At 70.6% G+C, this 24,810-nt stretch carries 22 protein-coding genes and 1 pseudogene; 16 read left to right on the top strand and 7 right to left on the bottom strand.

All coding sequences use genetic code 11. From position 1 onward, the window contains the following. The first annotated feature begins 399 nt into the window (after nt 1–399). The 7 genes from ACWD0Y_RS30390 (at nt 400) to ACWD0Y_RS30360 (ending at nt 6,690) form a co-directional block, all read left to right on the top strand. Nucleotides 400–702 (top strand): urease subunit gamma, encoded by a 303-nt coding sequence (locus tag ACWD0Y_RS30390; RefSeq protein WP_093803703.1) that lies wholly within the window; start codon nt 400–402, stop codon nt 700–702. 16 nt (nt 703–718) lie between these two features. Continuing rightward, entirely contained in the window at nt 719–1,030 is a 312-nt protein-coding gene (locus ACWD0Y_RS30385; protein ID WP_450263511.1) for an urease subunit beta, read from the top strand. Beyond that, nucleotides 1,023–2,744: an urease subunit alpha gene (locus ACWD0Y_RS30380; RefSeq protein WP_450263510.1), complete on the top strand. Its 1,722-nt coding sequence runs from the start codon at nt 1,023–1,025 to the stop codon at nt 2,742–2,744. Before ACWD0Y_RS30385 ends, ACWD0Y_RS30380 begins: the two co-directional genes overlap by 8 nt. A 2-nt stretch (nt 2,745–2,746) precedes the next feature. Further along, nucleotides 2,747–3,457, top strand: a complete 711-nt coding sequence (locus tag ACWD0Y_RS30375; protein WP_450263509.1) for an urease accessory protein UreF — start codon at nt 2,747–2,749, stop codon at nt 3,455–3,457. Between the two features lie 20 nt (nt 3,458–3,477). Continuing rightward, entirely contained in the window at nt 3,478–4,155 is a 678-nt protein-coding gene (ureG, locus tag ACWD0Y_RS30370; RefSeq protein WP_450263508.1) for an urease accessory protein UreG, read from the top strand. After that, nucleotides 4,152–4,934: an urease accessory protein UreD gene (locus ACWD0Y_RS30365; RefSeq protein ID WP_450263507.1), complete on the top strand. Its 783-nt coding sequence runs from the start codon at nt 4,152–4,154 to the stop codon at nt 4,932–4,934. Before ureG ends, ACWD0Y_RS30365 begins: the two co-directional genes overlap by 4 nt. A 217-nt stretch (nt 4,935–5,151) precedes the next feature. Then, nucleotides 5,152–6,690, top strand: coding sequence for an alpha/beta hydrolase (locus ACWD0Y_RS30360; protein ID WP_450263514.1), 1,539 nt, complete (start codon nt 5,152–5,154; stop codon nt 6,688–6,690). Nucleotides 6,691–6,778: 88 nt separating this feature from the next. On the opposite strand, the gene ACWD0Y_RS30355 is transcribed toward ACWD0Y_RS30360, so the two are convergent. From ACWD0Y_RS30355 to ACWD0Y_RS30345, 3 genes are all read right to left on the bottom strand, one after another. Next, nucleotides 6,779–7,822: an NAD-dependent epimerase/dehydratase family protein gene (locus tag ACWD0Y_RS30355; protein ID WP_450263506.1), complete on the bottom strand. Its 1,044-nt coding sequence runs from the start codon at nt 7,820–7,822 to the stop codon at nt 6,779–6,781. 63 nt (nt 7,823–7,885) lie between these two features. Next, nucleotides 7,886–8,599 (bottom strand): lysophospholipid acyltransferase family protein, encoded by a 714-nt coding sequence (locus tag ACWD0Y_RS30350; protein WP_450263505.1) that lies wholly within the window; start codon nt 8,597–8,599, stop codon nt 7,886–7,888. Between the two features lie 385 nt (nt 8,600–8,984). Further along, nucleotides 8,985–9,167, bottom strand: coding sequence for a hypothetical protein (locus ACWD0Y_RS30345; protein WP_450263504.1), 183 nt, complete (start codon nt 9,165–9,167; stop codon nt 8,985–8,987). Nucleotides 9,168–9,354: 187 nt separating this feature from the next. On the opposite strand from ACWD0Y_RS30345, the pseudogene ACWD0Y_RS30340 reads away from it, so the two are divergent. The 3 genes and pseudogenes from ACWD0Y_RS30340 to ACWD0Y_RS30330 form a co-directional block, all read left to right on the top strand. After that, a pseudogene (locus ACWD0Y_RS30340) lies at nt 9,355–9,513 on the top strand (lipase maturation factor family protein); the annotation flags it as partial. 118 nt (nt 9,514–9,631) lie between these two features. After that, the gene (locus ACWD0Y_RS30335) at nt 9,632–10,051 is read left to right on the top strand and encodes an Hsp20/alpha crystallin family protein (RefSeq protein WP_450263503.1); all 420 of its coding nucleotides are present in this window, start codon (nt 9,632–9,634) and stop codon (nt 10,049–10,051) included. A 157-nt stretch (nt 10,052–10,208) separates the two neighbouring features. Then, nucleotides 10,209–10,373: a hypothetical protein gene (locus ACWD0Y_RS30330; protein ID WP_450263502.1), complete on the top strand. Its 165-nt coding sequence runs from the start codon at nt 10,209–10,211 to the stop codon at nt 10,371–10,373. A 112-nt stretch (nt 10,374–10,485) separates the two neighbouring features. Here the strand turns inward: ACWD0Y_RS30330 and ACWD0Y_RS30325 are convergent, their stop codons facing one another. Together ACWD0Y_RS30325 and ACWD0Y_RS30320 are read right to left on the bottom strand one after the other, a co-directional pair. Continuing rightward, on the bottom strand, nt 10,486–10,614 hold the full coding sequence (locus tag ACWD0Y_RS30325) for a DUF2267 domain-containing protein (protein WP_450263501.1): 129 nt from the start codon (nt 10,612–10,614) through the stop codon (nt 10,486–10,488). A 196-nt stretch (nt 10,615–10,810) separates the two neighbouring features. Then, the gene (locus ACWD0Y_RS30320; protein WP_450263513.1) at nt 10,811–11,257 is read right to left on the bottom strand and encodes an SRPBCC family protein; all 447 of its coding nucleotides are present in this window, start codon (nt 11,255–11,257) and stop codon (nt 10,811–10,813) included. 519 nt (nt 11,258–11,776) lie between these two features. On the opposite strand from ACWD0Y_RS30320, the gene ACWD0Y_RS30315 reads away from it, so the two are divergent. Beyond that, entirely contained in the window at nt 11,777–13,240 is a 1,464-nt protein-coding gene (locus ACWD0Y_RS30315; RefSeq protein ID WP_450263500.1) for a basic amino acid/polyamine antiporter, read from the top strand. Between the two features lie 58 nt (nt 13,241–13,298). Then, complete coding sequence (arcA, locus tag ACWD0Y_RS30310) at nt 13,299–14,564, top strand: arginine deiminase (RefSeq protein ID WP_450263499.1); 1,266 nt, start codon at nt 13,299–13,301, stop codon at nt 14,562–14,564. A 152-nt stretch (nt 14,565–14,716) separates the two neighbouring features. Here the strand turns inward: arcA and ACWD0Y_RS30305 are convergent, their stop codons facing one another. Further along, the gene (locus tag ACWD0Y_RS30305; RefSeq protein ID WP_450263498.1) at nt 14,717–15,202 is read right to left on the bottom strand and encodes a DUF1269 domain-containing protein; all 486 of its coding nucleotides are present in this window, start codon (nt 15,200–15,202) and stop codon (nt 14,717–14,719) included. A gap of 447 nt (nt 15,203–15,649) precedes the next feature. On the opposite strand from ACWD0Y_RS30305, the gene ACWD0Y_RS30300 reads away from it, so the two are divergent. The 3 genes from ACWD0Y_RS30300 to ACWD0Y_RS30290 all read left to right on the top strand — a co-directional run bounded on the left by ACWD0Y_RS30300 (nt 15,650) and on the right by ACWD0Y_RS30290 (nt 24,220). Further along, entirely contained in the window at nt 15,650–17,155 is a 1,506-nt protein-coding gene (locus ACWD0Y_RS30300) for a protein kinase domain-containing protein (RefSeq protein WP_450263497.1), read from the top strand. Between the two features lie 241 nt (nt 17,156–17,396). Further along, nucleotides 17,397–21,686 carry a HAMP domain-containing protein gene (locus ACWD0Y_RS30295; protein WP_450263496.1) on the top strand — a complete coding sequence of 1,430 codons (4,290 nt, stop codon included), beginning with the start codon at nt 17,397–17,399 and terminating at the stop codon, nt 21,684–21,686. Nucleotides 21,687–21,772: 86 nt separating this feature from the next. Continuing rightward, on the top strand, nt 21,773–24,220 hold the full coding sequence (locus ACWD0Y_RS30290; RefSeq protein ID WP_450263495.1) for a SpoIIE family protein phosphatase: 2,448 nt from the start codon (nt 21,773–21,775) through the stop codon (nt 24,218–24,220). 26 nt (nt 24,221–24,246) lie between these two features. Here the strand turns inward: ACWD0Y_RS30290 and ACWD0Y_RS30285 are convergent, their stop codons facing one another. Continuing rightward, nucleotides 24,247–24,654, bottom strand: coding sequence for an STAS domain-containing protein (locus ACWD0Y_RS30285; RefSeq protein WP_450263494.1), 408 nt, complete (start codon nt 24,652–24,654; stop codon nt 24,247–24,249). Here ACWD0Y_RS30285 and ACWD0Y_RS30280 point away from each other — a divergent pair. Continuing rightward, nucleotides 24,544–24,810: hypothetical protein (locus tag ACWD0Y_RS30280; RefSeq protein WP_450263512.1), on the top strand; the 267-nt coding region annotated here is incomplete at its 3' end. The two genes, ACWD0Y_RS30285 and ACWD0Y_RS30280, sit on opposite strands and share 111 nt — an antisense overlap.

Genomic DNA, 24,810 nt, shown 5'->3' with positions numbered 1-24,810 from the left:
GAAGACGCAGGAGAAGTAGCCATGGCCCGTCTCGCCCAGACCGCCGGTCTGACCGCGGGTGTGACGGCCGCGGCGCTGTATACGACGCGGTCCCCGGCCGCGGTGCGGGCCCCGGATCCGTCGGCGCGGGCCCCGGCCCCGTCGGCGGGAGCAGGCTGAACGCGCTGATGACCATGGACGCGCAAAGGCCCAGTTAACGCGTTGGAAAAACTTCCGCTCTAACGTGCAATGTCTGGCCGCGCGGCCAGAAAACGCAGGTCAACAGAGTGTTGAAGTTGGATATGGTCCCGCTGCGCCCGAGATGGAAGCCGTGGTTCCGTACCCCTCGGCCTCGCAGACGCGCTGGACTCCGTCTGCCCCCGTACGGGCGGCGCGGCGGTACAACTGGAGGTGGCACGCGTGCAACTGACCCCGCACGAGCAGGAAAGACTGCTCATCCATGTGGCGGCGGACGTGGCGGAGAAACGACGCGCACGCGGCGTGAAACTCAATCACCCCGAAACGATCGCCCTCATCACCTCGCACATCCTCGAAGGCGCCCGCGACGGCCGCAGCGTCGCCGAACTCATGTCGTCGGGCCGCAAGGTACTCACCCGTGACGACGTCATGGAGGGCATCCCGGAGATGATCCACGACGTACAGGTCGAGGCGACCTTCCCGGACGGCACCAAACTCGTCACCGTCCACGAGCCGATCGCCTGACGGGGAACGGCAGCCGATGATCCCCGGAGAGATCCTGTACGCCGACGCCCCCGTGGCTCTCAACGACGGCCTGCCCGTCACCCGCCTCACCGTTCTGAACGCCGCCGACCGGCCCGTCCAGGTCGGCTCCCACTACCACTTCGCCGAGGCCAACCCCGGTCTCGACTTCGACCGCGCCGCCGCCCGCGGCCTGCGGCTGAACATCGCCGCGGGCACCGCCGTGCGCTTCGAGCCCGGCATCCCCGTCGACGTCGAACTCGTCCCCGTCGGCGGCCGGCGCATCGTCGCCGGTCTGCGCGGGGAGACCGGAGGTGCCCTCGATGCCTGAGCTCCTGCGCCCTGTGTACGCCGACCTGTTCGGCCCCACCACCGGTGACCGCATCCGGCTCGCCGACACCGACCTGCTGATCGAGATCGAGGAGGACCGCTGCGGCGGGCCCGGACGCGCCGGTGACGAGGCGGTGTTCGGCGGCGGCAAGGTGATCCGCGAGTCCATGGGCCAGGCCCGTACGGCCCGGGCCGACGGCGCACCCGACACCGTCGTCACCGGCGCGGTGATCCTCGACCACTGGGGCGTCGTCAAGGCCGACATCGGCCTGCGCGACGGGCGGATCACCGGCATCGGCAAGGCCGGCAACCCCGACACCATGGACGGCGTGCACCCCGACCTGGTCATCGGGCCCGAGACCGAGATCATCGCGGGCAACGGCAAGATCCTCACCGCCGGAACCATCGACGCGCACGTCCACTTCATCGCTCCGACCGTCGTCGAGCAAGCGCTCTCCTCCGGGATCACCACGCTCGTCGGCGGCGGCACCGGACCCGCCGAGGGCACCAAGGCCACCACCGTCACGCCCGGCGGCTGGCACCTGGCCCGGATGTTCGAGGCGCTGGAGCACTACCCCGTCAACATCGGACTGCTCGGCAAGGGCAACACGATGTCGCGCGAGGCGATGCACGCCCAGCTGAGGGGCGGCGCACTGGGATTCAAGATCCACGAGGACTGGGGCGCGACGCCCGCCGTCATCGACGCCTGCCTCGGCGTGTGCGAGGAGACGGGCGCCCAGCTCGCCATCCACACCGACACGCTGAACGAGGCCGGGTTCGTCGGCGACACCCTCGCCGCCATCGCCGGGCGCACCATCCACGCGTACCACACCGAGGGTGCGGGCGGCGGGCACGCGCCGGACATCATCACGGTCGTCTCCGAGCCGCACGTCCTGCCCAGCTCCACCAACCCGACCCGGCCGCACACCGTCAACACGATCGAGGAACACCTCGACATGCTGATGGTCTGCCACCACCTCAACCCGGCCGTGCCGGAGGACCTGGCCTTCGCCGAGTCCCGGATCCGGCCCTCGACCATCGCGGCCGAGGACATCCTCCACGACCTCGGCGCCATCTCGATCATCTCCTCCGACTCGCAGGCGATGGGCCGTGTCGGCGAGGTCGCGCTGCGCACCTGGCAGACCGCGCACGTCATGAAGAAGCGCCGGGGAGCGCTGCCGGGCGACGGACGCGCCGACAACCACCGTGCGCGTCGCTATGTCGCCAAGTACACGATCAATCCGGCCGTCGCGCAGGGGCTCGACCACGAGATCGGCTCCGTCGAGAGCGGGAAGCTCGCCGACCTCGTGCTGTGGGACCCCGCCTTCTTCGGCGTCAAGCCGCAGCTCGTCATCAAGGGCGGGCAGATCGCGTACGCGCAGATGGGCGACGCCAACGCCTCCATCCCGACCCCGCAGCCGGTGCTGCCCCGGCCGATGTTCGGCGCGCTCGGCAGGGCCCCCGCCGCCAATTCGTTCAACTTCGTCGCCGAGGCGGCGATCGAGGACGGACTGCCGGAACGCCTGGGCCTCGGCAAGCGGTTCGTACCCATCAGGAACACGCGGCGGGTCACCAAGGCCGACATGCGCGAGAACGACGCACTCCCGCGCGTCGAGGTCGACCCCGACACCTTCACGGTGACGATCGACGGCGACGCGGTCGAGCCGGCGCCGGCCGCGGAACTGCCCATGGCCCAGCGTTACTTCCTCTTCTGACCATGGGCATCTCCACTCACGGCGAGCACACCTCGCCCGGCGCGCGGGCCGCCCTCCTCGTTCTCGCGGACGGGCGGTTCCCCGCCGGGGGACACGCCCACTCGGGCGGTGCCGAAGCGGCCGTCAAGGCGGGGCGCATCCGCGACGCCGCGGGCCTCGCCGCCTTCTGCCGGGGCCGTCTGCACACCACCGGGCTCACCGCCGCGGCGCTCGCCGCCGCGGCAGCCCTCGGCGTCGACGCCCTCGAACTCGACGAGGCCGCCGACGCCCGTACGCCCTCACCCGCCCTGCGGGCGACGGCGCGCAAGCTGGGCCGGCAGCTGATGCGCGCCGCCCGCGCCACCTGGCCGTGCGAGGCGCTCGACGCGCTGGCCGCCGCGCGTCCGCGCGGTGCGCACCAGCCCGTCGTCCTCGGCGTCACCGCCCGCGCGGCGGGGCTCGGGCCCGAGGACGCCGCGCACTGCGTCACGTACGAGACCGTCAGCGGCCCCGCCACCGCGGCGGTACGCCTGCTCGGTCTGGACCCCTTCGAGGCCACCGCCGTCCTCGCCCGCCTCACGCCCGAACTCGACCAGGTCGCGCGGCGCGCCGCCGAAGCCGCCCGCCGCGCCCGGGGCGAGGGCACCGGCGCGCTGCCCGCCGCCTCCGCCCCGCTGCTGGACATCACGGCACAGGCACACGCGGGCTGGCCCGTACGCCTCTTCGCCTCGTAACACCGCATAGGAGCCGCACCATGCACCTCGACCACACCCACGGCCACGCCACGGCGGTCAGCGCCGACGCCGCCCGCCCCGACGGCACGAAGCGCGCCCTGCGCATCGGGCTCGGCGGCCCCGTCGGCTCCGGCAAGACCGCGACCGTCGCCGCCCTCTGCCGGGCACTGCGCGACGAGCTGTCCATCGCCGTCGTCACCAACGACATCTACACGCGCGAGGACGCCGAATTCCTGCTCCGCAACGCCGTCCTGCCGCCCGAGCGCATCCAGGCCGTCGAGACCGGCGCCTGTCCGCACACCGCCATCCGTGACGACATCTCCGCCAACCTCGAAGCGGTCGAGGACCTGGAGGACGCGGTCGGGCCGCTCGACCTGATCCTGGTCGAGTCGGGCGGCGACAACCTCACCGCCACCTTCTCCAAGGGGCTCGTCGACGCGCAGGTCTTCGTCATCGACGTGGCGGGCGGCGACGACATCCCGCGCAAGGGCGGCCCCGGTGTCACCACGGCCGATCTCCTCGTCGTCAACAAGACCGACCTCGCGCCGTACGTCGGCTCCGACCTCGGCCGCATGGCGCGCGACGCCGAGGCGCAGCGCGGCGAACTCCCGGTCGCCTTCACCTCGTTGGCGTCCGAAGGCGGAGTGAAGCCGGTGGCCGACTGGGTCCGCGAGCGGCTCGCCGCCTGGTCCGCATGACCACCGCGGCGCCGGCGGGCACCGGCGTGGCGGGCGTCGGGGCGACGGCCAGGATCACCGCCGCCCCCGACGGCCGGGGCGGCACGCGGCTGCCCGTCCTGGAGAGCGACGGGCCGTTCGCCCTGCGCCGCACGCGCGGCACGGGTGCGTACGCCCGTGTCACCGTCGTCGGCGCGATGAGCGCGCCGCTGGGCGGCGACCGGCTGGCCGTCGAGGCCGACGTGCGGGGCGGCGCCGCGCTCACCGTCGACTCGGCCGCGGCCACCGTCGCCCTGCCCGGCCGCGGCGGCCTGCCCGCCCGTTACGACGTACGGCTGACGGCCGGAGCGGACGCGGACCTGCGCTGGCTGCCCGAACCGCTCATCTCGGCCCGCGGCAGCGACCTGCGCATGACCACCCGTGTCGAGCTCGCCGCCTCCGCCCGCCTGGTCCTGCGCGAGGAGCAGATCCTCGGCAGGTACGGCGAGGAGCCCGGCACGCTCACCACCCGCCTCACCGTCCAGCGGGCCGGCCGCCCGCTGCTGGACCAGGAGCTGTCGTACGGCCCGGGGGCGCCCGGCGGCTGGGACGGGGGAGCGGTGCTCGGCGGACACCGGGCGACCGGCCAACTCCTCGTCGTACACCCCGACTTTGAGGACAGAAAGCCTGAAAGCCGCCTTCTTGGCGATAATGCGGTCCTCACCGCACTCGCCGGGCCCGCCGTGCTGGTCACGGCGGTGGCGGCCGACGCGCTGCGGCTGCGAGGCGTACTGGACGGGGCACTTCAGACATTTGGGTGACCGCCATGTGCACCGCTCAGCGGGACACGGGTCTCCGGTTATGGGATTGGTAAAGAAACACCAGTACGACCTGTTGCTGAGGGCTCTTCAGGCGACAGGATGCGCCCATACACCCACGACCACTGATCACTGATCGCTGCCGTCACCACGGCACCACACTCACAGGGGGAGGCACCACTTGAGGCGCACAGCAGCTCTCGGCTCGGCCGGCACTCTCATGGCGGGCACCTTGCTGGCCGGCGCGATAGCCGCGCCGACGGCCGGCGCCCAGGACCGCCACACCGGCACGTCCGAGGCGCGCGGCGTGCAGATCGCCGCCGACCGCGCGGCGAAGGCGGGCATCGACTGGCGCGACTGCCCGGCCGACTGGGGCCTCGAGAAGCCCATCCAGTGCGGCTGGGTCACCGTCCCGGTCGACTACGCCAAGCCCAACGGCCGGAAGATAAAGATCGCCGTCGACCGCATCGGCAACACCGGCTCCGCGGAAGACCGCCAGGGCGCGCTGCTCTACAACCCGGGCGGCCCCGGCGGCTCGGGCCTGCGGTTCCCGACCCGGGTCACCAAGAAGAACCCGGTCTACACGAAGATGGCCCGGGCGTACGACTTCGTGGGCTTCGACCCGCGCGGCGTCGGGCACTCCTCGCCCATCTCCTGCGTCGACCCGCAGGAGTTCGTCAAGGCGCCGAAGCTCGACCCGGTGCCCGACAGCGAGGCCGACAAGCGCGCCCAGCGCAAGCTCGCCGCCGAGTACGCGGACGGCTGCCAGGAGCGCAGCGGCTGGATCCTGCCGCACATGACCACCCCGAACACCGCACGCGACCTGGACGTCGTCCGCGCCGCGCTCGGCGAGAAGAAGCTGAACTTCCTCGGCGTCTCGTACGGCACCTATCTCGGCGCGGTCTACGGAACGCTGTTCCCGGGCCACGTCCGCCGCATGGTCGTCGACAGCGTGGTCAACCCGTCGAAGGAGAAGATCTGGTACCAGGCCAACCTGGACCAGGACGTCGCCTTCCAGATGCGCTGGAACGACTGGAAGGCGTGGGTCGCCGAGAACGACGCCACCTACCACCTCGGCGACACCCCCGAGAAGGTCGAGCAGCAGTGGGTGAAGCTGCGCGCCACCGCCAAGAAGAACCCGCTCGGCGGCGTCGTCGGCCCCGCCGAGCTCATCGGCTTCTTCCAGAGCGCGCCGTACTACGACTCCGCCTGGGCGTCCACCGCCAAGACCTGGAGCAAGTACGTCGCGGGTGACACGCAGGCGCTCGTCGACGCGATCGCCCCCGACCTGTCGGACACCGCGGGCAACGCCGCGTCGGAGAACGGCAACGCCGTCTACACGGCCGTCGAGTGCGCGGACGCCAAGTGGCCCACCAGCTGGAAGACCTGGGACCGGGACAACACCAGGCTGCACCGGGACCACCCGTTCATGACGTGGGCCAACGCCTGGATGAACCTGCCCTGCGCCACCTGGTCGTCGAAGCAGCAGACCCCGCTGAACGTCAAGTCCGGCAAGGGGCTGCCGCCGGTCCTGATCGTGCAGGCCGAGCGTGACGCCGCCACTCCGTACGAGGGCGCCGTCGAGCTGCACAAGCGCTTCAAGGGCTCGCGTCTGATCACGGAGAAGGGCGCCGGCTCGCACGGCGTCACCGGGATCGTCAACCCGTGCGTCAACGACCGGGTCGACACCTACCTGCTCACCGGGAAGACCGGCAGCCGCGATGTGACGTGCGCCCCGCACGCCACGCCGAAGCCGTAGGGCCCGACGGGCCGGAACAGGTGAGAAAGAGGGGGGCGGCCGGGGATCCGGGCCGCCCCCCTTCTCGGTCTTCTCGCGTTCCCCGCGCCTACCGGCGGGTGAGCCAGGAGTCCTCCGCCGCGTAGTCGAAGGGACCGTCGCCGGGGCCGTATCTGGCCGACAGCTTCGGGAACGCCTCCCGCCAGTCCCGGGCACGCAGCTGGGCGGCCAGCCAGTCCACGGTGGCGGGCAGCGACTCGGTGTACGTCGTCACCGGCCGGTACCCCAGCTCGCGCTCGGCGGCCGACATGTCGTAGACGATGGGGCGGTCGGGCCCCCAGGGGGTCTCGCCGATGCCGTCGTGCGGCGGGGGCCCGTCCACGATCACCAGCTCGCTCTCCACCCCCATGACGGCGTCGATCGCCGTACTGATCTCCGCGGCCGTCGGCACGTCCGGGTCGCCCCCGTTGAGCACCCGGGAGCCGGGCCGCGCCGCCGCCAGCCGGATCAGCTCCCCGAGGTTGGAGACGTGCACCGGGTGGAACTGACTGAGTCCGCCGTACGCCAGGACCCGCACCGGCCGTCCGTCCAGCGCCCGTTTGACGAAGTGGATCTCGCGCGGAGTCCGGCAGTACGGCCCGTGGACCGCGCCCGCGCGCAGCAGGGTCGTCGGCATCCGGTCGCCGGCGGCCAGCAGGTGCCGCTCGATGGCGATCTTCCTGGTGCCGTACGTCGCGTCGCCCGGTGCCACGGTCGCCTGGGTCTCGCGGATCGGCACCGGGTACTGCGGGAACCCGTCGGGCTCGTCCTGCGTGTCGAAGCTGCGGCCCTCGTCGTCCTCGTAGACGGCGCCACTGGAGATGACGACCGCGGAACCGATCCGGTCCGCCAGCGCCGTCAGCTGCGCCGCGTGCCTCTCCTCGAACGCGACCATGTCCACCAGTACGTCGCAGCCGTCGCCGAGCGCCGCCGCCAGCGCCGTGTCGTCCTCCCGGTCGACCGCCACCGCCCGTACCTCCTGCGGCCAGGTCTCGTCACGGTCACCGCCGCGCGATGCGGCTCTCACGTCCCAGCCGTCCTCGGCGAGCGCCCGCACGGCGGCCCGCCCGATCTGTCCTGTCGCTCCGATGACGAACGCGCTTCCCTTGGTCATGCAAGGGACGCTATGTGCGGGGGCCTGTCGGCGGGGGCCCGTTCGCCGTCCGCTGATTCGCCGTCAGCGCAGCTTCCGCGGGAACTTCTTCGCCCGTTCCTGCGCCTGCTCCGCCTTGACCTCGGCCGCGTACCGGTCGACGTACTCCTGCCCGGACAGACCGAGGATCGCGTACATGATCTCGTCGGTGACCGCGCGGAGCACCGCCTTCTCGTTCTCCATGCCCGCGTACCGCGAGAAGTCCAGCGGCTCCCCGAACCGGATGGTGACGCGCTTGATGCGCGGCACGACCTGCCCCGGCGGCTGGATCTCGAACGTACCCACCATCGCGCACGGCACCACGGGCACCTGCGCCTTGAGCGCCATCGCGGCGACCCCGACCTTGCCCTTGTAGAGCCGGCCGTCGTGCGAGCGGGTGCCCTCCGGATAGATGCCCAGCAGTTCGCCCTTGCTCAGCACTCCGAGACCCTCGCGGATCGCCGCCTTCCCCGCGTCCTTGCCGGACCTGTCGACGGGGATCTGTCCCGCGCTGCGGAAGAACGCGGCGGTCAGCCGGCCCTTGAGCCCGGGTCCTGTGAAGTACTCCGCCTTGGCGAGGAAGGTGATGCGCCGCTTGATGATCGCGGGCATCAGGAAGTGGTCGGAGAACGACAGGTGGTTCCCCGCCACGATCGCGGCCCCGTCGTCGGGGACGTGGTCGAGCCCCTCGATCCTCGGCCGGAAGAGCAGCCTCAGCAGCGGCCCCAGAAGGACGTACTTGAGCACGTAGTAGAACACGGGGCGGCTCCTAGCTCTGCCGGATCGGCTCCAGGGCTGCGTACTGCCAGGTCAGCGGAGATCCCGGTGAGGACAGCCTATGTGCAGCCGTTGTTGCGTGTAACCGTCTTCGGGCGGATCGATGCAGGCTCCGCGCCGACTTTACTGACTGGCCATCAGCCCGGCCCCCTCGCGTCGGGGCTGGTGCGGGCCGGGCGCGGTCGCCTCCTGCCGCTCGGCCGCGGCGGGCTGTGTCCTGCAAGGGCAAACGGAGGTGACCGCGCGCCGGAGCGGGTCTGCGCCGGCCTGCGGCCGTCGTCACCCATCGACCGCATCACCGGCAGGGGCGTTGTCGATGGCAGCCCCACCCTTGCCGCGGGTGGAGGCCCCACAGAGCACGTTCAGCTCAGGCGGTCGCGGGGTACCAGGGGGCGCAGCGCTCGCCACGCCTCCTCGGAGTGGGGGTCGGACACCGCCAGGCCGCCGAAGGGGGCCCGGGGGCGCGCACCCCGCGGCGGCGCGCGGCCGGTTTCTCGAACCAGGACAGGCGGACGACGATGTCGCTGCCCTCCAGCACCACCCGTGCCATGGTGTCTCCTTCGGGAACCGAACCTTGGGGTGCGGTGCCGGTGGCACCGACCGCAGACGCGGCGTGCCGCGAACGCCCCGAGGGGACCCGGGCACCGGCGGCTCACGGGACGACGGGAGGCAGGGGCCCGTACACCCGGATACACCGGGGGTGGCCGGCCCGCCACCGGGAGAAGCGGACCGGTCACTGGCTGCTGCTCCGCCTCGAGTCCGGCGCCGGGCTGACCGGACTGCGCGGTGATCCCTGCCGACGCGACCTGACCTGCCTGTACTGCCACCACGAGACCCAGCCGACGCCGGGCCCGCTCAGCTGGTTCTCCCACCACCTGCCCAAACCGCTGCACCGGGGAAGAAGACGAAAAAAAGTTGAGTCGAGCCTTGTCAACTTGTCTGGTGCGAGCTATATAAGAAGTGCCGGAAGTGAACAGACCTCGACGACGAACGACACGAGGAGGCGATGATCAGATGCTGATGCGGACCGATCCCTTCCGTGAATTGGACCGACTCACGCAGCAGCTCTTCAACGAAGTGCAGCGCCCTGCGGCGATGCCCATGGACGCCTGGCGCGAGGACGGCTCGGTCTGGGTCAAGCTCGACCTGCCGGGCATCGACCCCGACTCCGTGGACCTGAAGGTCGAGCGGGATGTGCTGACCGTCCAGGCCGAACGCAAGCCGCTGGCCAAGGAAGGTGCTGAGGTCCTGATCTCCGAGCGGCCCACCGGCACGTTCACCAGGCAGCTCTTCCTCGGCGGGACCCTGGACACGGAGCACATCGAGGCGACGTACGACGCAGGTGTGCTGAGCCTGCGCATCCCGGTCGCCGAGCAGGCCAAGGCCCGCAAGATCGAGATCAGCGGCGGTGCCCGCAAGGAGCTTCAGTCCTGACTCGTCAATGGGCGCCGTCCCAGGAGCGGGGCGTTCATGGCACGGGCCCTGCGGCCGCCATCGAGCCGCAGGGCCCACCGCTGCCGCCGCTTACTTCTGCTTCGGCCCGGCGCACCGGGCGGACCACCCTCCGGAAGCGATGCGAAGGGAGACCACTGTGGCTGCACTGACCTGGCTGCTCATACCGCTGATGGCCGGCCTTGGCGCCGGCGCCTGGGCCTGGTACGTCTCACGCCCGCACCCCACGGACGTATGGGCCGACGTCGAGCGTCACGACCGGATCCGGACCGCCTTCGGCCGCATGGTGCCCCGGCGGGGGTGAAGGCCGGTCCAGCCGCTCGGGCCGGGTTTGCCGAACAGGACGGCGTGGCCGGAGGGGAGCCGACCGATGACCTGGTTGAGCTCACCCGGTGAAACGGCCTCGGCGAGCGTGTTCAGCACGGCGCCGGCAGCTGGGCCGCCAGGTCCTCGGCCTCTCCGGGGGTGATGCGGTGGGCCGGAGTCTCCAGTACGGCCGTCGTGATCTGCGCGGCCTCTCCCTCGTCTCGGGCACGTACGCCCACCGGCTCCGCCGCGGAGCCCCATGCCGGGATGGGGCAGCCGGCTGCGCACCGCTTCGCCGCACACACGCGCACCGCGCAACCGGCCGAGATCGGCATCCCGCTGTCCGGCGCGCAGGAGGGCCGGGCGCGTCATCGCCTCGCGGCGCGTCCTGCTCGCGCCGGCAGCGACACCGGCGCGGGTGTTCTGCGAGGCGTTTCAAGCGGTTCCGCCGCGCTCACGCACCGCGATCCGGGCCAGCTTCGTCAGCATCATGCCGTTGCGGACCGCGACCACGTAGTCCACGGGGAGTCCGTGCATCCGGGTGCCGGGGCCCCGGAGGGGGTGCCAGTCGAGGACGAAGAGGGTGCTCCCGCCCCAGGGAATCAAGTTCATGGCGATGCGGGCCGCGCCGAAGGGGCCTGCCTTCGCTTCCAGTTGCAGGCGGTGTTGCGGTTCGCAGATGCGGACGACGCAGGTGTCGTCGAGGGTCAGGGGGCCGGCCCCGACCCGGACTCGCAGGCGGGCGCCTACTTCTGGCCAGTGCGGGTCCACGGCGAGAACCTGCTGGGTCCCCGTCACCCACTCTCCGTAGCGATGGCCGTCGGACAGCAGACTCCAGACCTCGGACGGCGAGCTCAGAATCAGACGGCGGTTCCGGGCCACGCGGACCACGCCCTTTCCGGTGAATCGGGACATACGAGGCACCGCCGGCCATGGTGTCCCCCGGAACGAGGGCGTCCGTCCGGCAGGACCGGCGCTGAAGGAGGCGGCGTCAGGCACGGAACGCCTCCCAGCTGCTCGACGTGCTCTTCGACATTAGCCGCGCGATGCGCCCCGGGCACCCGCAGCCGGTGAGGGGACCCGCCCACCGGCACCGGTCGGACGTGCACGGCCCGCCGCGCGGCTTCCCGCCGGGCAGTTGCCGCCTGCCCCGCCCCGGTCCAGGCGCTCGCCGGCCGGCCGGCGGCCGGCGCCACCGGTCTTCCCCCGGACCTCGGAGCGCCATCCGCCATCAGGGTGTGCCGATTGGATCAAATCGGAATTCATTGATGAAAATAGCGTGTTCTGGTCCACGACAAGATCGTGCAGAGGAAACCGGCCGGGGAGGAGGCCGCAGGGTCCGGCCGCGGCTTCCCGCCCAGCAGCCGGCAGCCATGATTGCGGCGCGTCGACGAGGTGGCAATGACCAACGCAGATACCAGCGCGGGCACCGTGAACGAGGGGTCACCGCCGGCAGCCAAGCTGACCTTGCTGACACTCACCACGATGGTGGTCGGCTCGATGGTCGGCGCCGGTGTGTTCTCCCTGCCGCGGCGCTTCGCGCTGGAGACCGGTGTCGCGGGCGCGCTGATCGCCTGGACGGTCGCCGGCCTCGGCATGCTGATGCTCGCCTTCGTCTTCCAGACCCTCGCGGTGCGCAGACCCGACCTCGACGCGGGCGTCTACGCCTACGCGAAGGCGGGGTTCGGCGAGTACCTCGGCTTCTTCTCGGCCTTCGGCTACTGGGCGAGCGCGTGCGTGGGCAATGTCACCTACTGGGTGCTCATCATGTCGACGATCGGCGCCGTGGCCCCGGCTCTCGGCGACGGCGACACCGTCCTCGCGGTGGTTCTCTCTTCCGCCGGCCTGTGGGCGTTCTTTCTCCTGATCCGGCGGGGCGTGAAGGAAGCGGCCGCGATCAACAGGATCGTGACGGTGGCGAAGATCGTACCCATCGTCGTCTTCGTCATCCTGGCGCTCTTCTTTTTCGAACCCTCCGTCCTCGCCGGCAATTTCGGCGGTGCGGACTACGCGGGCTCCCTGTTCAACCAGGTCCGCGGCACGATGCTGGCCACCGTCTTCGTCTTCCTGGGCGTCGAGGGAGCCAGTGTGTACTCCCGGCACGCCAAACGCCGCGAGGATGTCGGGCGGGCCACCGTCCTGGGGTTCCTGAGCGTCTTCGCTGTCTTCGCCTCGGTCACCATCGTGTCGTACGGGCTGCTGCCCATGAACGAGATCGCCGAACTGCGCCAGCCGTCGATGGCGGGCATGCTGGAGGCGGCGGTCGGGACCTGGGGCACGGTCTTCGTCAGCGCCGGCCTGGTCATCTCCGTCCTCGGCGCCTACCTGGCCTGGGCCCTGATGGCCGCGGAGGTGCTGTTCGTCGCCGCGAAGGACGACGACATGCCCCGCTTCCTGCGCCGCTCCACCGCCGCCGACGTGCCCGTCCCCGCCCTGCTGATGACCACGGCACTGAGCCAGGCCGTCCTCGTCGTGACGATGTTCTCCGACGACGCGTTCAACTTCGCCCTCGATCTGACCAGTTCGCTCAGTCTCATCCCGTTCCTGCTCGCCGCGGCCTTCGCGGTGAAGGTGGCCCACGAACCGCCCGGGAATCCGGCAGTGGAAGGCCGGAGCACCCGGCGTGAACTGATCGTGGCCGTCCTCGCCACCCTCTACACCGCGTTCCTGCTCTACGCGGCCGGCCTCAAATTCGTCCTGGTCTCCTTCATCCTCTACGCACCGGCCACCCTCCTGTTCGTCAAGGCCCGCCGCGAACAGAACAGGCGCCTGTTCTCACCGGCCGAAGGCGTCCTCTGCGCTGTCTCGGTCATCGGTGCCGTCGCGGGCATCACTGCCCTGGCCGCCGGCTGGATCGAGCTGTGAGACCCGGCCCGACCACCCTGTCCCGCTTCGCCGCATCCTCCGGAAAGGCGCCCCCGCCATGACGAGCAACGACACCACCACTGCCGGGGCCGGCCTCGGCGTCCACTCCGAGGTCGGCAAGTTGCGGAAGGTCCTGGTGTGCGCGCCCGGGCTCGCACACCGTCGTCTCACCCCCACCAACTCCGACGACCTGCTGTTCGACGACGTGATGTGGGTCGACAACGCCCAGCGCGACCACGCCGACTTCGTCAACAAGCTCCGTCAGCGGGACGTCGAAGTCGTCGAACTGCACGACCTGCTGGCCGAGACCGTGGCGATTCCCGAGGCCAGGTCGTGGCTCCTCGACCGCAAAATCACCGCCAACCAGGTCGGTATCGGCCTCATGGACGGCACCCGCGCGTTCCTGGAGACGCTCGAACCGCGAAAACTGGCCGAGTACCTGATCGGCGGCCTGGCCACCGCCGACCTCCCGCAGGAGTACCGCTCCGGCTATGTGGCGCTCTCCCGCGAGTCGACGGGCGTCCGCGAGTACCTGATGCCACCGCTGCCGAACACCCTCTACACCCGCGACACCACGTGCTGGCTGTACGGGGGTGTCACGCTCAACCCGCTGTACTGGCCGGCCCGTCACGACGAGACACTGCTGATGAAGGCCGTCTACCGGTTCCATCCCGACTTCGCGGGCAGCGCCGTGTGGTGGGGCGACCCGGAACAGGACTGGGGCCAGGCCACCTTCGAAGGCGGCGACATCATGCCGGTCGGCAACGGTGTCGTCCTCATGGGCATGAGCGAGCGCACCTCCCGCCAAGCGATCACCCAGGTAGCCGCATCATTGTTCGACAACGGCGCGGCCCAGCACGTCGTCGTCGCGGGCATGCCCAAGCTCCGGGCCGCGATGCACCTCGACACCGTCTTCACCTTCGCCGACCGCGACGTCGTCACCCTCTACCCGAAAATCATGGACGCCGTGCACACCTTCTCGCTGCGTCCCAGTGACAGGTCACCCGGCATCGAGATCACCGACGAAGGCTCCCGCGGTTTCGTCGATGTCGTCACCAAGGCCCTCGGCCTGGCCACGATGCGGGTGATCGAGACCGGCGGCGACGTGTACGCATCCGAGCGGCAGCAGTGGGACAGCGGCAACAACGCCGTCGCGCTCGAACCGGGCGTCGTCTTCACCTACGACCGCAACACGCAGACGAACACTCTCCTGCGCAAGGCGGGCATCGAAGTCATCACCATCGTCGGCGCCGAACTCGGCCGCGGCCGAGGCGGCGGACACTGCATGACCTGCCCGCTCATCCGCGAACCCGTGGACTTCTGACGCGGTATGACCGGCCCCCGGCCGTACACCCGTACACCGTTGCTGACAGGCGCCGGGTCGCCCGCGCCCCCGGCCCGGCGCGTTTCCCCACGGCGGTCGCCGAGCCGGTTTCCGAGCCGGCCCGCGCCGAGTGGTACGCCGTACAGGCGCCTCTACTCGGAGAAGAGTTCCCGCAGCTTTGTCTCCGTCTGCGCGTCCAGGTTGCTGTGGATGAGCTCTGCCGTGTGCTCGGGCAGGGCTTCTTTGACGCGGTCCGTCTTCGCCTCCTGCGTCATCAGGAACAGAGCCGAGGTACCCGGAGTGATCTGTTCCTTGACTTCTTTGATGAAGTCGTCGTCGATGCCGATGTCGGTGAACTTCCCACCGAGGGCTCCCGCGGCCGCTCCGATCGCCGCGCCCAGCAGGGGAGCGAGAAACAGCAGGCCGAAGAGCATGCCCCAGAAGGTGCCGGTCAGCGCTCCAGCACCGACGAGGTTGTGCAGTTGCTTCGTAGCCGGCTTGGGCTTGTCCTGGGGCCAGCTGACGACAGCGGCATCAAGAATCCTCACCAGTTGCTGCTTCTGGAGCGACTGCAGAGTCGACTCGACGTCAGCTGCCGCTTCGGGTGACGCGAACTTCCACACAGTGAGAGTGGCCACGAAAACCTCCGTATAGAGGAATGAAGCGAATAGATCTGATCAAACTATCCCAAAAGGTCAACGTCGTGCCGTCCTCGACTCGCGACGAAGGGAGAAGGCGACAACCGGCCGGACCGGGAGCGAATCCGTCCCCAGTCGCTGGTCCACCCTTCGGTCCCGCCGCGACGTCGGCGTGACACCGGAAGACGGCCCGGAGCTCGGCACGGCTCCTGCCGGCCGTCTCCGGACGCAGACGCTCCGCACGAAGAGGCCGGAGGCCGACGGGAGTCCGTGGGGCACACACCGGCGTGCCGGACCACTACGATTCCGGACGGCGGACGCACCGGTCCGGACCCGGCACCGTCGACCTGTCCGTCCATGGATGCGGGATGGCGCAAGGGGTACCCGGAGAAGCGTGCTGGACGTCCGTGCGCGCACATTGGTGTCGCTTCACCCGCAGGAGTCTCGATGACGAGCCGTACGCCGGCCGACATGGCCGGCACAAAGAGTGCCCACGGCACTCTCGCCGACCGCTACCGGCTCGACGAGCTGTTGGGCAGAGGCGGTACGGCGGACGTGTACCAGGGGACCGACCTGCGTCTCGGACGGCCCGTGGCGGTGAAGATGTTCCGGCCCGGCGCCGACGCGGTCTTCGAGGAACGATTCCGTGACGAGGCCGTGCTGCTCGCACGCCTGCACCATCCGGGGCTCGTCACCGTCTACGACGCCGGACGGCACGAGAACCATCCGTACCTGGTCATGCAGCTGGTCCGGGGCGCCACCTTGCGGCAGAAGATCGCGACCGCCCCCATGACACCGCTGTCCGCCGTCCGGCTCGGCGTCCGCCTGGCCCGCGCCCTTGCCCATGTGCACGCTGCGGGCATCGTGCACCGGGACGTCAAACCCTCCAACATCCTGCTGGAGGCCGACGGCAGGCCCTACCTCACGGACTTCGGCATATCCCGCCTCGTCGACGCCACGTCCCACACCGTTCCCGGCGCCCTCGTCGGTACGGCCGCCTACCTCGCACCCGAGCAGGTCCTCGGCACCGGGGCCGGTCCTGCGGCGGACGTGTACGCACTCGGGCTCGTTCTGCTCGAATGCCTCAAAGGCGAACTCGAATACAGCGGACCGCCCCTGGAAGCGGCGATAGCCCGCCTGCACCGGCCGCCGGTCATCCCCTCCCGCGTGCCCCCTGCCCTGGCCGGCCTTCTGCGTGACATGACGTCCAAGGACGAGGGCGCCCGGCCGGACGCACAGGCGTGCGCCGCCGCCCTGACGGACATCGCCCTCGACCCCGCCACCGCGTCGGCCGAATCCGTACACCACCTCGCGGGCGAAGGGGACGAGACGGGAGACGACCGGCTTTCTCCCGGCCCGGCCACCACGAGAGAGAAGACGCCGCGGCAGCCCGCGAAGGCACCGCGGGTCCGGCGTACGCGCACGCTGCTCGTCAGCGGCACCGCGCTCGCGGCCCTGCTCGGCGCCGTCCTCACCACCACTGCCCTCCTGCCCGGTGGCACGAGCGGGCAGGAGGCGCCGACTCCCCGTGCGCCCGAGTCCGCATCGCACACCGCGAGGGGGCCCTCCGCCGGCTCCTCGGCGCCCGGTCCCGTACGGCACACCACCACCAGGCCGTCCGCCGGTGCGCCGGCAGACACCGCCTCCTCCGGTGCGTCCCGCGGCCAGGGCAGCCCGGAAAGCCCGGGAAGCCAGGGAAGCCAGGCCGGCCAGGACAGTCCGGAGCCCGGCGAGAACGCGGGCCGGTCCGGCGAGGAGCACGCCCGGAACAGCCGTGCTCCCCACAGGCCGCCCGGAGGCGCTGGAGACGAACGCCCGCAGGGCAGTGACGCCAAGAAAGGCGGAAGCGGGGAAAACGGTCCGAAGAAGGCCAAGGCCGGCAAGGACGTGATCCCTCCCGGCGACGGAAAACGGCAAGGGGGAAAAGGACCGGAGAAATCCAAGCGCCGCTGACGCGAGGGCGTGCCCGCCGACGGGGAGGAAACGACCCGGATCCGCCCGGCGTCGTGCCCCGGAGATCAGCGCCGCTTCTCCGGCGAGCGGTGTCGGGGTACTCTGCTTCGTACTTTTGTCGCACGGCAACGATCCCTGATCGGGGACGTGCGGCGCAGGGGGAGGGCGGCCCTGATCGAGGGCCGTGACGGTGTCCTGTCCCTTCGGCGGGGGTGCCCGGTGAGCACAACGAGGATTGGTCATGGCTGAGACGACAGTCGGGAACTCGCGTCCAGTACAGCGGACACGGGCACGCGGAACCGGCAAGGTGGGGGAGCCGGAGCTGCGGCAGCTGCTGGACGGGCTCACCGCGGTACGCGACGGGGACTTCGGCACGCGCCTGCCCGACGAGGCGGACGGCCTGCTCGGTGAGATCGCCACCGTGTTCAACGGCATGGTCGACCAGCTGTCGCTGTTCACGTCCGAGGTGACCCGGGTCGCCCGCGAGGTCGGCACCGAAGGAACACTGGGCGGTCAGGCCGAGGTCCCGGGCGTATCCGGCACCTGGGCGGACCTGACCGACTCGGTGAACGCGATGGCGGGCAATCTCACGACGCAGGTCCGCGACATCGCCCATGTGGCCACCGCGGTGGCCCGGGGCGACCTGTCGCAGAAGATCGACGTGGACGCGCGGGGCGAGATCCTGGAGCTGAAGGAGACCATCAACACGATGGTCGACCAGCTGTCCGCGTTCGCCGACGAGGTGACGCGTGTGGCGCGTGAGGTGGGTACGGAGGGGCGGCTCGGCGGCCAGGCCGACGTCAAGGGGGTCTCCGGCACCTGGCGTGACCTGACCGACTCCGTGAACTTCATGGCGGGCAACCTGACCGCCCAGGTGCGCTCCATCGCCCAGGTCGCCACGGCGGTCGCCCAGGGCGACCTGTCGCAGAAGATCGGCGTCGACGCGCGGGGCGAGATCCTTCAGCTGAAGGAGACCATCAACACGATGGTCGACCAGCTGTCCGCGTTCGCCGACGAGGTGACGCGTGTCGCCCGTGAGGTGGGTACGGAGGGGCGGCTCGGCGGCCAGGCCGACGTCAAGGGGGTCTCCGGCACCTGGAAGGACCTCACCGAGTCGGTCAATGTCATGGGCGACAACCTGACCGCCCAGGTGCGCTCCATCGCCGAGGTCACGACGGCCGTCGCGCAGGGAGACCTCACCCAGAAGATCCGGGTGGACGCCCGCGGCGAGATCCTGGAGCTGAAGGAGACCATCAACACGATGGTCGACCAGCTGTCCGCGTTCGCCGACGAGGTCACCCGTGTCGCCCGTGAGGTGGGCACCGAGGGGAACCTCGGTGGACAGGCGACCGTACGGGGCGCCTCCGGCACCTGGAAGGACCTCACCGACAACGTCAACGTGATGGCCTCCAACCTGACGGGCCAGGTGCGCTCCATCGCCGACGTGGCCAACGCCGTGGCGCGCGGTGACCTGTCGCGGAAGATCACGGTCGAGGCCAAGGGCGAGGTCGCCGCGCTGGCCGAGGTCATCAACACGATGGTGGACACCCTGTCCGCGTTCGCCGACGAGGTCACCCGCGTGGCGCGCGAGGTCGGCACCGAAGGGCAGCTCGGTGGCCAGGCCCGCGTGCCGAACGTCGCCGGCACCTGGAAGGACCTCACCGACAACGTCAACTCCATGGCGAACAACCTGACCGGGCAGGTCCGCAACATCGCCCTGGTCACCACCGCCGTCGCCAACGGCGACCTGTCCAAGAAGATCGACGTCGACGCCCGCGGCGAGATCCTGGAGCTGAAGACCACCATCAACACGATGGTCGACCAGCTGTCGTCCTTCGCCGCCGAGGTCACCCGCGTCGCCCGCGAGGTGGGCAGCGAGGGCCGCCTCGGCGGCCAGGCCGAGGTCGAGGGCGTCTCCGGCACCTGGAAGCGTCTCACCGAGAACGTGAACGAGCTGGCCGGCAACCTCACCCGCCAGGTGCGGGCCATCGCCGAGGTCACCAGCGCCGTCGCGGAGGGCGACCTGACGAGGTCGATCACCGTCGACGCCTCCGGTGAGGTCGCGGAGCTGAAGGACAACATCAACTCGATGGTCGGCTCCCTGCGCGAGACCACCCGGGCCAACCAGGAACAGGACTGGCTGAAGTCCAACCTGGCCCGGATCTCCGGCCTGATGCAGGGCCATCGCGACCTGGCCCTGGTCGGCGAGCTGATCATGGACGAGCTCACCCCGCTGGTCTGCGCCCAGTACGGCGCCTTCTACCTCGCGGAGGAGACCCCGGACGGTACCGAGCTCAGACTCGTCGGCTCGTACGGGCGTCCCGCCGGCGCCGGCCACGACCGCTTCAGACTGGGCGAATCCCTCGTCGGCCAGGCGGCGCGCAGCCGCCGCACCATCGCCGCCGAAGGGGTGCCCGGCGACTACGTCAGCATTTCCTCCGGACTCGGCCGGACGACACCGGGCAGTCTGATCGTGCTGCCGATCGTCGTCGACGACCAGGTCCTCGGCGTCATCGAACTGGCCTCGTTCACCGCCTTCACCCCCGTCCACCGGGATTTCCTGGAACAGCTCATGGAGATGGTGGGCGTCAACGTCAACACCATCGTCGCCAACGCCCGTACCGACGAGCTGCTCGGCGAATCGCAGCGGCTCGCCGCCGAACTGCAGTCGCGTTCCGAGGAGCTGCAGGTCCAGCAGGAGGAACTCCAGCGCTCCAACGCGGAACTGGAGGAGAAGGCCGCCCTGCTGGCCGCTCAGAACAGCGACATCGAGGGCAAGAACCTGGAGATCGAGCAGGCGCGGCAGGAGCTCGAGGACCGCGCCCAGCAGCTCTCGCTGGCCTCCAAGTACAAGTCCGAGTTCCTGGCCAACATGAGCCACGAACTGCGGACTCCGCTCAACAGCCTGCTGATCCTCGCCCAGTTGCTCGCCCAGAACCCGAACCGCAACCTCACGGCCAAGCAGGTCGAGTACGCGGGCATCATCCACTCGGCGGGGTCCGACCTGCTGCAGCTGATCAACGACATCCTCGACCTGTCGAAGGTCGAGGCGGGAAAGATGGACGTCCACCCGGAACGCGTCGCGCTGCGGCAGCTCCTCGAATACGTCGAGGCCACCTTCCGGCCCATGACCACCCAGAAGAGCCTCGACTTCACGATCACCACCGCACCCGGCGTACCGGTCGACCTGTTCACCGACGACTCCCGGCTCCGCCAGGTCCTGCGGAACCTGCTGTCCAACGCGGTCAAGTTCACCGAGCGCGGCAGTGTGGAGCTGCGCATCGAACAGGCAGCCGGCGACGAGATCCCCGGCTCCGTCCGCCGGGGCGGCCCCGTGGTGGCCTTCCGCGTCCAGGACACCGGCGTGGGCATCGCCGAGCAGCAGCTCGAGGTCATCTTCGGGGCCTTCCAGCAGGCGGACGGCACCACCAGCCGCAAGTACGGGGGCACGGGGCTGGGGCTGTCCATCAGCCGCGAGATCGCGCACCTGCTCGGCGGCGCCCTCACGGCCGAGAGCACTCCCGGCCAGGGCAGTGTCTTCACCCTCTACCTGCCCGTCGCACGCACCGACATCCAGGAGCAGACGGCCGGCACGGCGGAGACCGGTCAGGACGCCGGGGCGGCAGCCGGGAGCGGGCAGCGCGCCCGGACCGCTGCGCCCCCGCAGCCGCGCAGGCCGCGCCGCCTGCTCGTGATCGAGAAGCGCCCGCGCGGGCTGCTCTCCCTCGTCGCCGAAAGCGCGGTGGCCGAACTCGCCGGCAGTTACGACCTCGCCGACCGCGAGGACATCGAGGTCATCGCGGCGGTGGGCCCCCAGGAAGCCGCCGGCGCCCTTGCCGCCGAGCCGTTCCACTGCGTGGTCCTGGAACTGGACATGGCCGACGGCGAAGCCCTGCGCTTCCTGAACGCGATGGACGGCGACACCGCGCTCAGGAGCGTCCCCGTGCTCGCACACAACAACCGCCGTCTGGACGCGGCGCACGAGCGGGCACTCCAGTCCCGAGCCAGCCAGAGGCCGCTGGAGCTGCTCTCCAGCCTGGACGAACTGCGCGAACGCATCGCACTGCACCTGTCGGCCGAGCAGCCGGGGGCCGTCGTGCCCTTGGTGCGGACCGAGGAGACCCGCCAGCGCGCCCCGCGGACCGTCGACGCCGCTCTGCACGGCCGTACCGTGCTCGTCGTCGACGACGACGCCCGCAACCTCTACGCCCTCAGCGGCATCCTGGAACTCCACGGCATCAAGGTCCTGCACGCGGAGAACGGCCGGAAGGGGATCGAGGCACTCGCCGAACACCCGGACATCGACTTGATCCTGATGGATGTGATGATGCCGGAGATGGACGGCTACGAGGCGACCGCCGAGATCCGGCAGATGCCCGCGCACGCGAGCATGCCCATCATCGCGGTCACCGCGAAGGCGATGCCGGGGGACCGGGAGAAGAGCCTCGCCGCCGGCGCCAGCGACTACGTCACCAAGCCGGTGGACGCCAACGACCTCATCGCATGCGTGCGCCGATGGCTGGACAATTAGCCAGAAGTGGCCTTCGCCGACTGTCAGCAGCCACCCCGCGCCCGCCCTGCGGTACCCAGCCGAAGCACCGAGGAGTCAGCAACACCATGAGTACTCCTACTTCTGAACACCCCGCGGATCCCGGCGCGGAAGACGTTGCCCCGCAGTCGTCCGCCGGGCTCCCCGCCGGGCCCGGCGAGGAGCCTCTGCCCGGCCGGGCCTCCGTGGTCGGCCGGCTGGCCGCCACCGTCGAACGGCTTCGCGGGGAGGTGCAGGCGGCGCACGCCGCGGCCGACGGCCGCGCCCTGGTCGAACTCGCCAAGGGCATCTTGATCGAGCGGCTCGGGTGCGGTCCGGCCCAGGCGGCGCGACAGCTCGGAGAACTCGCCGACCAGGCCGGTCTGTCCCAGCTGGAGCTGGCCGCGGACATCATCAACCAGTCGGCCCGGGACCATGTCGTCGGCATCACCGGTGACTTCGTCCGGCGGACGGGCGGCGACGACCCGTACGGCGGGGGAGCCGGCCCGTCCGTCGCCGTGCGCCTGCGCACCGCCGAAAGCGCCGCGCTGGCCGCCGGGGACACCCAGACCGTGGCCGGATCGCTGCTCGAACACGCGCTGGCCCCGCTGGGAGCCACAGCCGTCGCCGTCTGGACCGTCGGCTCGGACGCCTCCCTCACCCTCTGCGGTCACGCCGGGTTCAGCGCCGACGAAGCGGGACGCTGGCGGTACGTACCGCCCGGTGTGGCGACCGTCGCCCGCCAGGCCCTCGGCGAACGCCGTACCGTCCGGATCCCCTCCCTCGCCGAGGCCGGTGTTCCCTCCATCGGCCACAAGCAGACCCCGAACGGCGGCCGTGTCGCGCTGCCCGCCGGGACCGGCGGCCGCATACACGGCGTACTGGAGATCTGCTGGCCCCAGCAGCTCCCCCCGCAGTCACCGGCCATCGAGCGCCAGATCGAAGCCCTGGCCGAGCTGTGCGCCCACACACTCGAAAGCCTGCCCACCACCGGTATGCACCTTCCCTCCGCGCGGGAACTGGCCGACGTCTCCGAGCTGGTGGACCTCTCCGACGGGCTGTACGACCCCGCGCTCGTCCTCACGCCGCACCTCGGTGCGGAAGGCCATCTCAGCGACTTCCGGATCCGCCATGTGAACAGCAACTTCGTGGACCCGGCGGGGCGCCCCCGCAGCGCCGTCAACGGGGCCCTGCTGCTGGAGGCCTACCCCATGGCCGCCGACGACAGCGAACTCTTCGGGAAGATCGAACGCGTCTACGCCACCGGCGAGCCGTTCCGTGCGCAGCGGATGACGCTGACCGCCCTCGTCGACCAGGTGCCGCTCGCGTCCGTCGCCGACCTCAGCATCAGCCGGCACGGCGGCAGCGTCCTGCTCATCTGGCGCATCGAGGACGAGACGGCCCGGCTTGCCAGCCTGCTGCAGCACGCGCAGCGCCTCGGCCGCATCGGCGGCTTCGAGGAGAACCTGGTGACGGGCGAGATCACCTGGAACGGGCAGCTCTTCGCCCTGTACGGGCGGCCGGCCACCGAAGAGCCGGTGTCCCTGCAGGATCTCACCGACCACGCGCACCCGGACGACGCCGTCACCATCAGCCGCTTCCTGCAGGCAGTCCTCCACCACCGGCGCCCGGCCTCGACGGCCTTCCGCCTGATGCGTCCCGACGGAGTGACCCGTCACATCCGGGTCATCGCCGAACCCGTCCTCGACGCCGACGACCGGCTCCTCGCGGTACGTGGCGCCTACCAGGACATCTCCTCCCAGCACTGGACCGAGGTGGCGCTCGCCGCCACCCGCGACCAACTCGCCCACACCGAACAGGAGTCGGCCGAGCGCAACCGGCTGGCCCTGCAGCTCCAGCACGCCATCATGCCGCCGGCCCGGGCGCCGCTCGACGCCCCCGGCCTGCAGATCGCCGTACGTTACCGGCCGGCGGAGACGGAGTCCCTGGTGGGCGGTGACTGGTACGACGCCGTCGTCCTGCCGTCCAAGCGGATACTGCTCTGCGTCGGAGACATCGCCGGCCACGGCATCGACGCGGCCACAGGCATGGTGGTCCTGCGCAACGCCATGCGCGGCCTCGCCGTCACCGGCGCGGGACCGGGCCAGCTGCTGTCCTGGCTGAACATCGTGGCGCACCACCTCACCGGACAGGTCACCGCCACCGCGGTGTGCGGCCTCTTCGACCCGGAGACCCGCGTCATGCGCTGGGCCAGGGCAGGCCACCTGCCGCCCGTGCTGGTACGGGAGCACGAGGCCACCACGCTGCCCCTGCCGCGAGGGCTTCTCCTGGGCGCCCTCGCGGAAGCCGAGTACGAAGAGGCCGAGCTCCAGCTCGAACCGCACGACACCCTGCTGATGTACACCGACGGCCTCATCGAGCGCAGGGACACCGCCGTCCACGAGTCCCTCACCCAGCTGCTCGTCACGGCGCAGGCACCGGCCCAGACCCTGGAGCGCCGGCTCGACCGCCTGCTCACCCACAGCAGTTCGGACACCGACGACGACACCTGCCTCATCGGTATCGAGGTGTCGTGACCTCGGCGCTCTCCACGAGGCCGGCTCTATTGCCGGCTTCTGTCGTCCCTGCCCGTGGCGGGCGCCTGTGCGGGGATCCCGGGCCGGCCGAGTGCCTCTTCGAGATCGGCGTGGATCGGTGTCATGAGGCTCAGCCCCGTGAGTTCGAGAAGGCGCCGGACCGCAGGGGCGGGGGCGACGAGGCGCAGGTCGCCCCCTCCTTCCCGGGCTTCCCGAGCGGCTTTGATCAGCACGTTCATTCCCGATGAGTCCACGAACTGCAAGGACGAGAGGTCCAGCACGAGATGGTGCCGGCCGTGAAGGAACTGATTCGCCAAGTGGTGATGCAGGAAGGTCGCGGTATCGATGTCCAGTTCACCGCCGATGGCCAGAACGGCCGTACCGGGGTCGTGGATTTCGACCTCGACGTTCAGGTTCACTTCTTGAGAGGGCATGTTCTCGGCTTTCTGGCTGAGGGGGCGGTTCAAGAGGTGCCGGCGGCGCGTTCTTCACGGCGCATGCCGGTCACGGGCAGCGGCAGGACACGGCACCGCTTCTCCAGCCGCGGCGACCTGCACGACCACGCCGTCGGCAACCTGCTGATCGTCGCC

Source organism: Streptomyces altiplanensis, assembly GCF_053591575.1.
This window is presented reverse-complemented; position numbering and strand designations above follow the sequence as displayed.

Excerpts from the sequence above, each read along its gene's own strand:
- ACWD0Y_RS30365 (WP_450263507.1), top strand. The coding sequence starts at position 4,152 with ATGACCACCGCGGCGCCGGCGGGCACCGGCGTGGCGGGCGTCGGGGCG.
- ACWD0Y_RS30380 (WP_450263510.1), top strand. The coding sequence starts at position 1,023 with ATGCCTGAGCTCCTGCGCCCTGTGTACGCCGACCTGTTCGGCCCCACC.
- ACWD0Y_RS30375 (WP_450263509.1), top strand. The coding sequence starts at position 2,747 with ATGGGCATCTCCACTCACGGCGAGCACACCTCGCCCGGCGCGCGGGCC.
- ACWD0Y_RS30360 (WP_450263514.1), top strand. The coding sequence starts at position 5,152 with ATGGCGGGCACCTTGCTGGCCGGCGCGATAGCCGCGCCGACGGCCGGC.
- ureG (WP_450263508.1), top strand. The coding sequence starts at position 3,478 with ATGCACCTCGACCACACCCACGGCCACGCCACGGCGGTCAGCGCCGAC.
- ACWD0Y_RS30345 (WP_450263504.1), bottom strand. The coding sequence starts at position 9,167 with ATGGCACGGGTGGTGCTGGAGGGCAGCGACATCGTCGTCCGCCTGTCC.
- ACWD0Y_RS30300 (WP_450263497.1), top strand. The coding sequence starts at position 15,650 with ATGACGAGCCGTACGCCGGCCGACATGGCCGGCACAAAGAGTGCCCAC.
- ACWD0Y_RS30355 (WP_450263506.1), bottom strand. The coding sequence starts at position 7,822 with ATGACCAAGGGAAGCGCGTTCGTCATCGGAGCGACAGGACAGATCGGG.
- ACWD0Y_RS30385 (WP_450263511.1), top strand. The coding sequence starts at position 719 with ATGATCCCCGGAGAGATCCTGTACGCCGACGCCCCCGTGGCTCTCAAC.
- ACWD0Y_RS30335 (WP_450263503.1), top strand. The coding sequence starts at position 9,632 with ATGCTGATGCGGACCGATCCCTTCCGTGAATTGGACCGACTCACGCAG.
- arcA (WP_450263499.1), top strand. The coding sequence starts at position 13,299 with ATGACGAGCAACGACACCACCACTGCCGGGGCCGGCCTCGGCGTCCAC.
- ACWD0Y_RS30315 (WP_450263500.1), top strand. The coding sequence starts at position 11,777 with ATGACCAACGCAGATACCAGCGCGGGCACCGTGAACGAGGGGTCACCG.
- ACWD0Y_RS30285 (WP_450263494.1), bottom strand. The coding sequence starts at position 24,654 with ATGCCCTCTCAAGAAGTGAACCTGAACGTCGAGGTCGAAATCCACGAC.
- ACWD0Y_RS30295 (WP_450263496.1), top strand. The coding sequence starts at position 17,397 with ATGGCTGAGACGACAGTCGGGAACTCGCGTCCAGTACAGCGGACACGG.
- ACWD0Y_RS30290 (WP_450263495.1), top strand. The coding sequence starts at position 21,773 with ATGAGTACTCCTACTTCTGAACACCCCGCGGATCCCGGCGCGGAAGAC.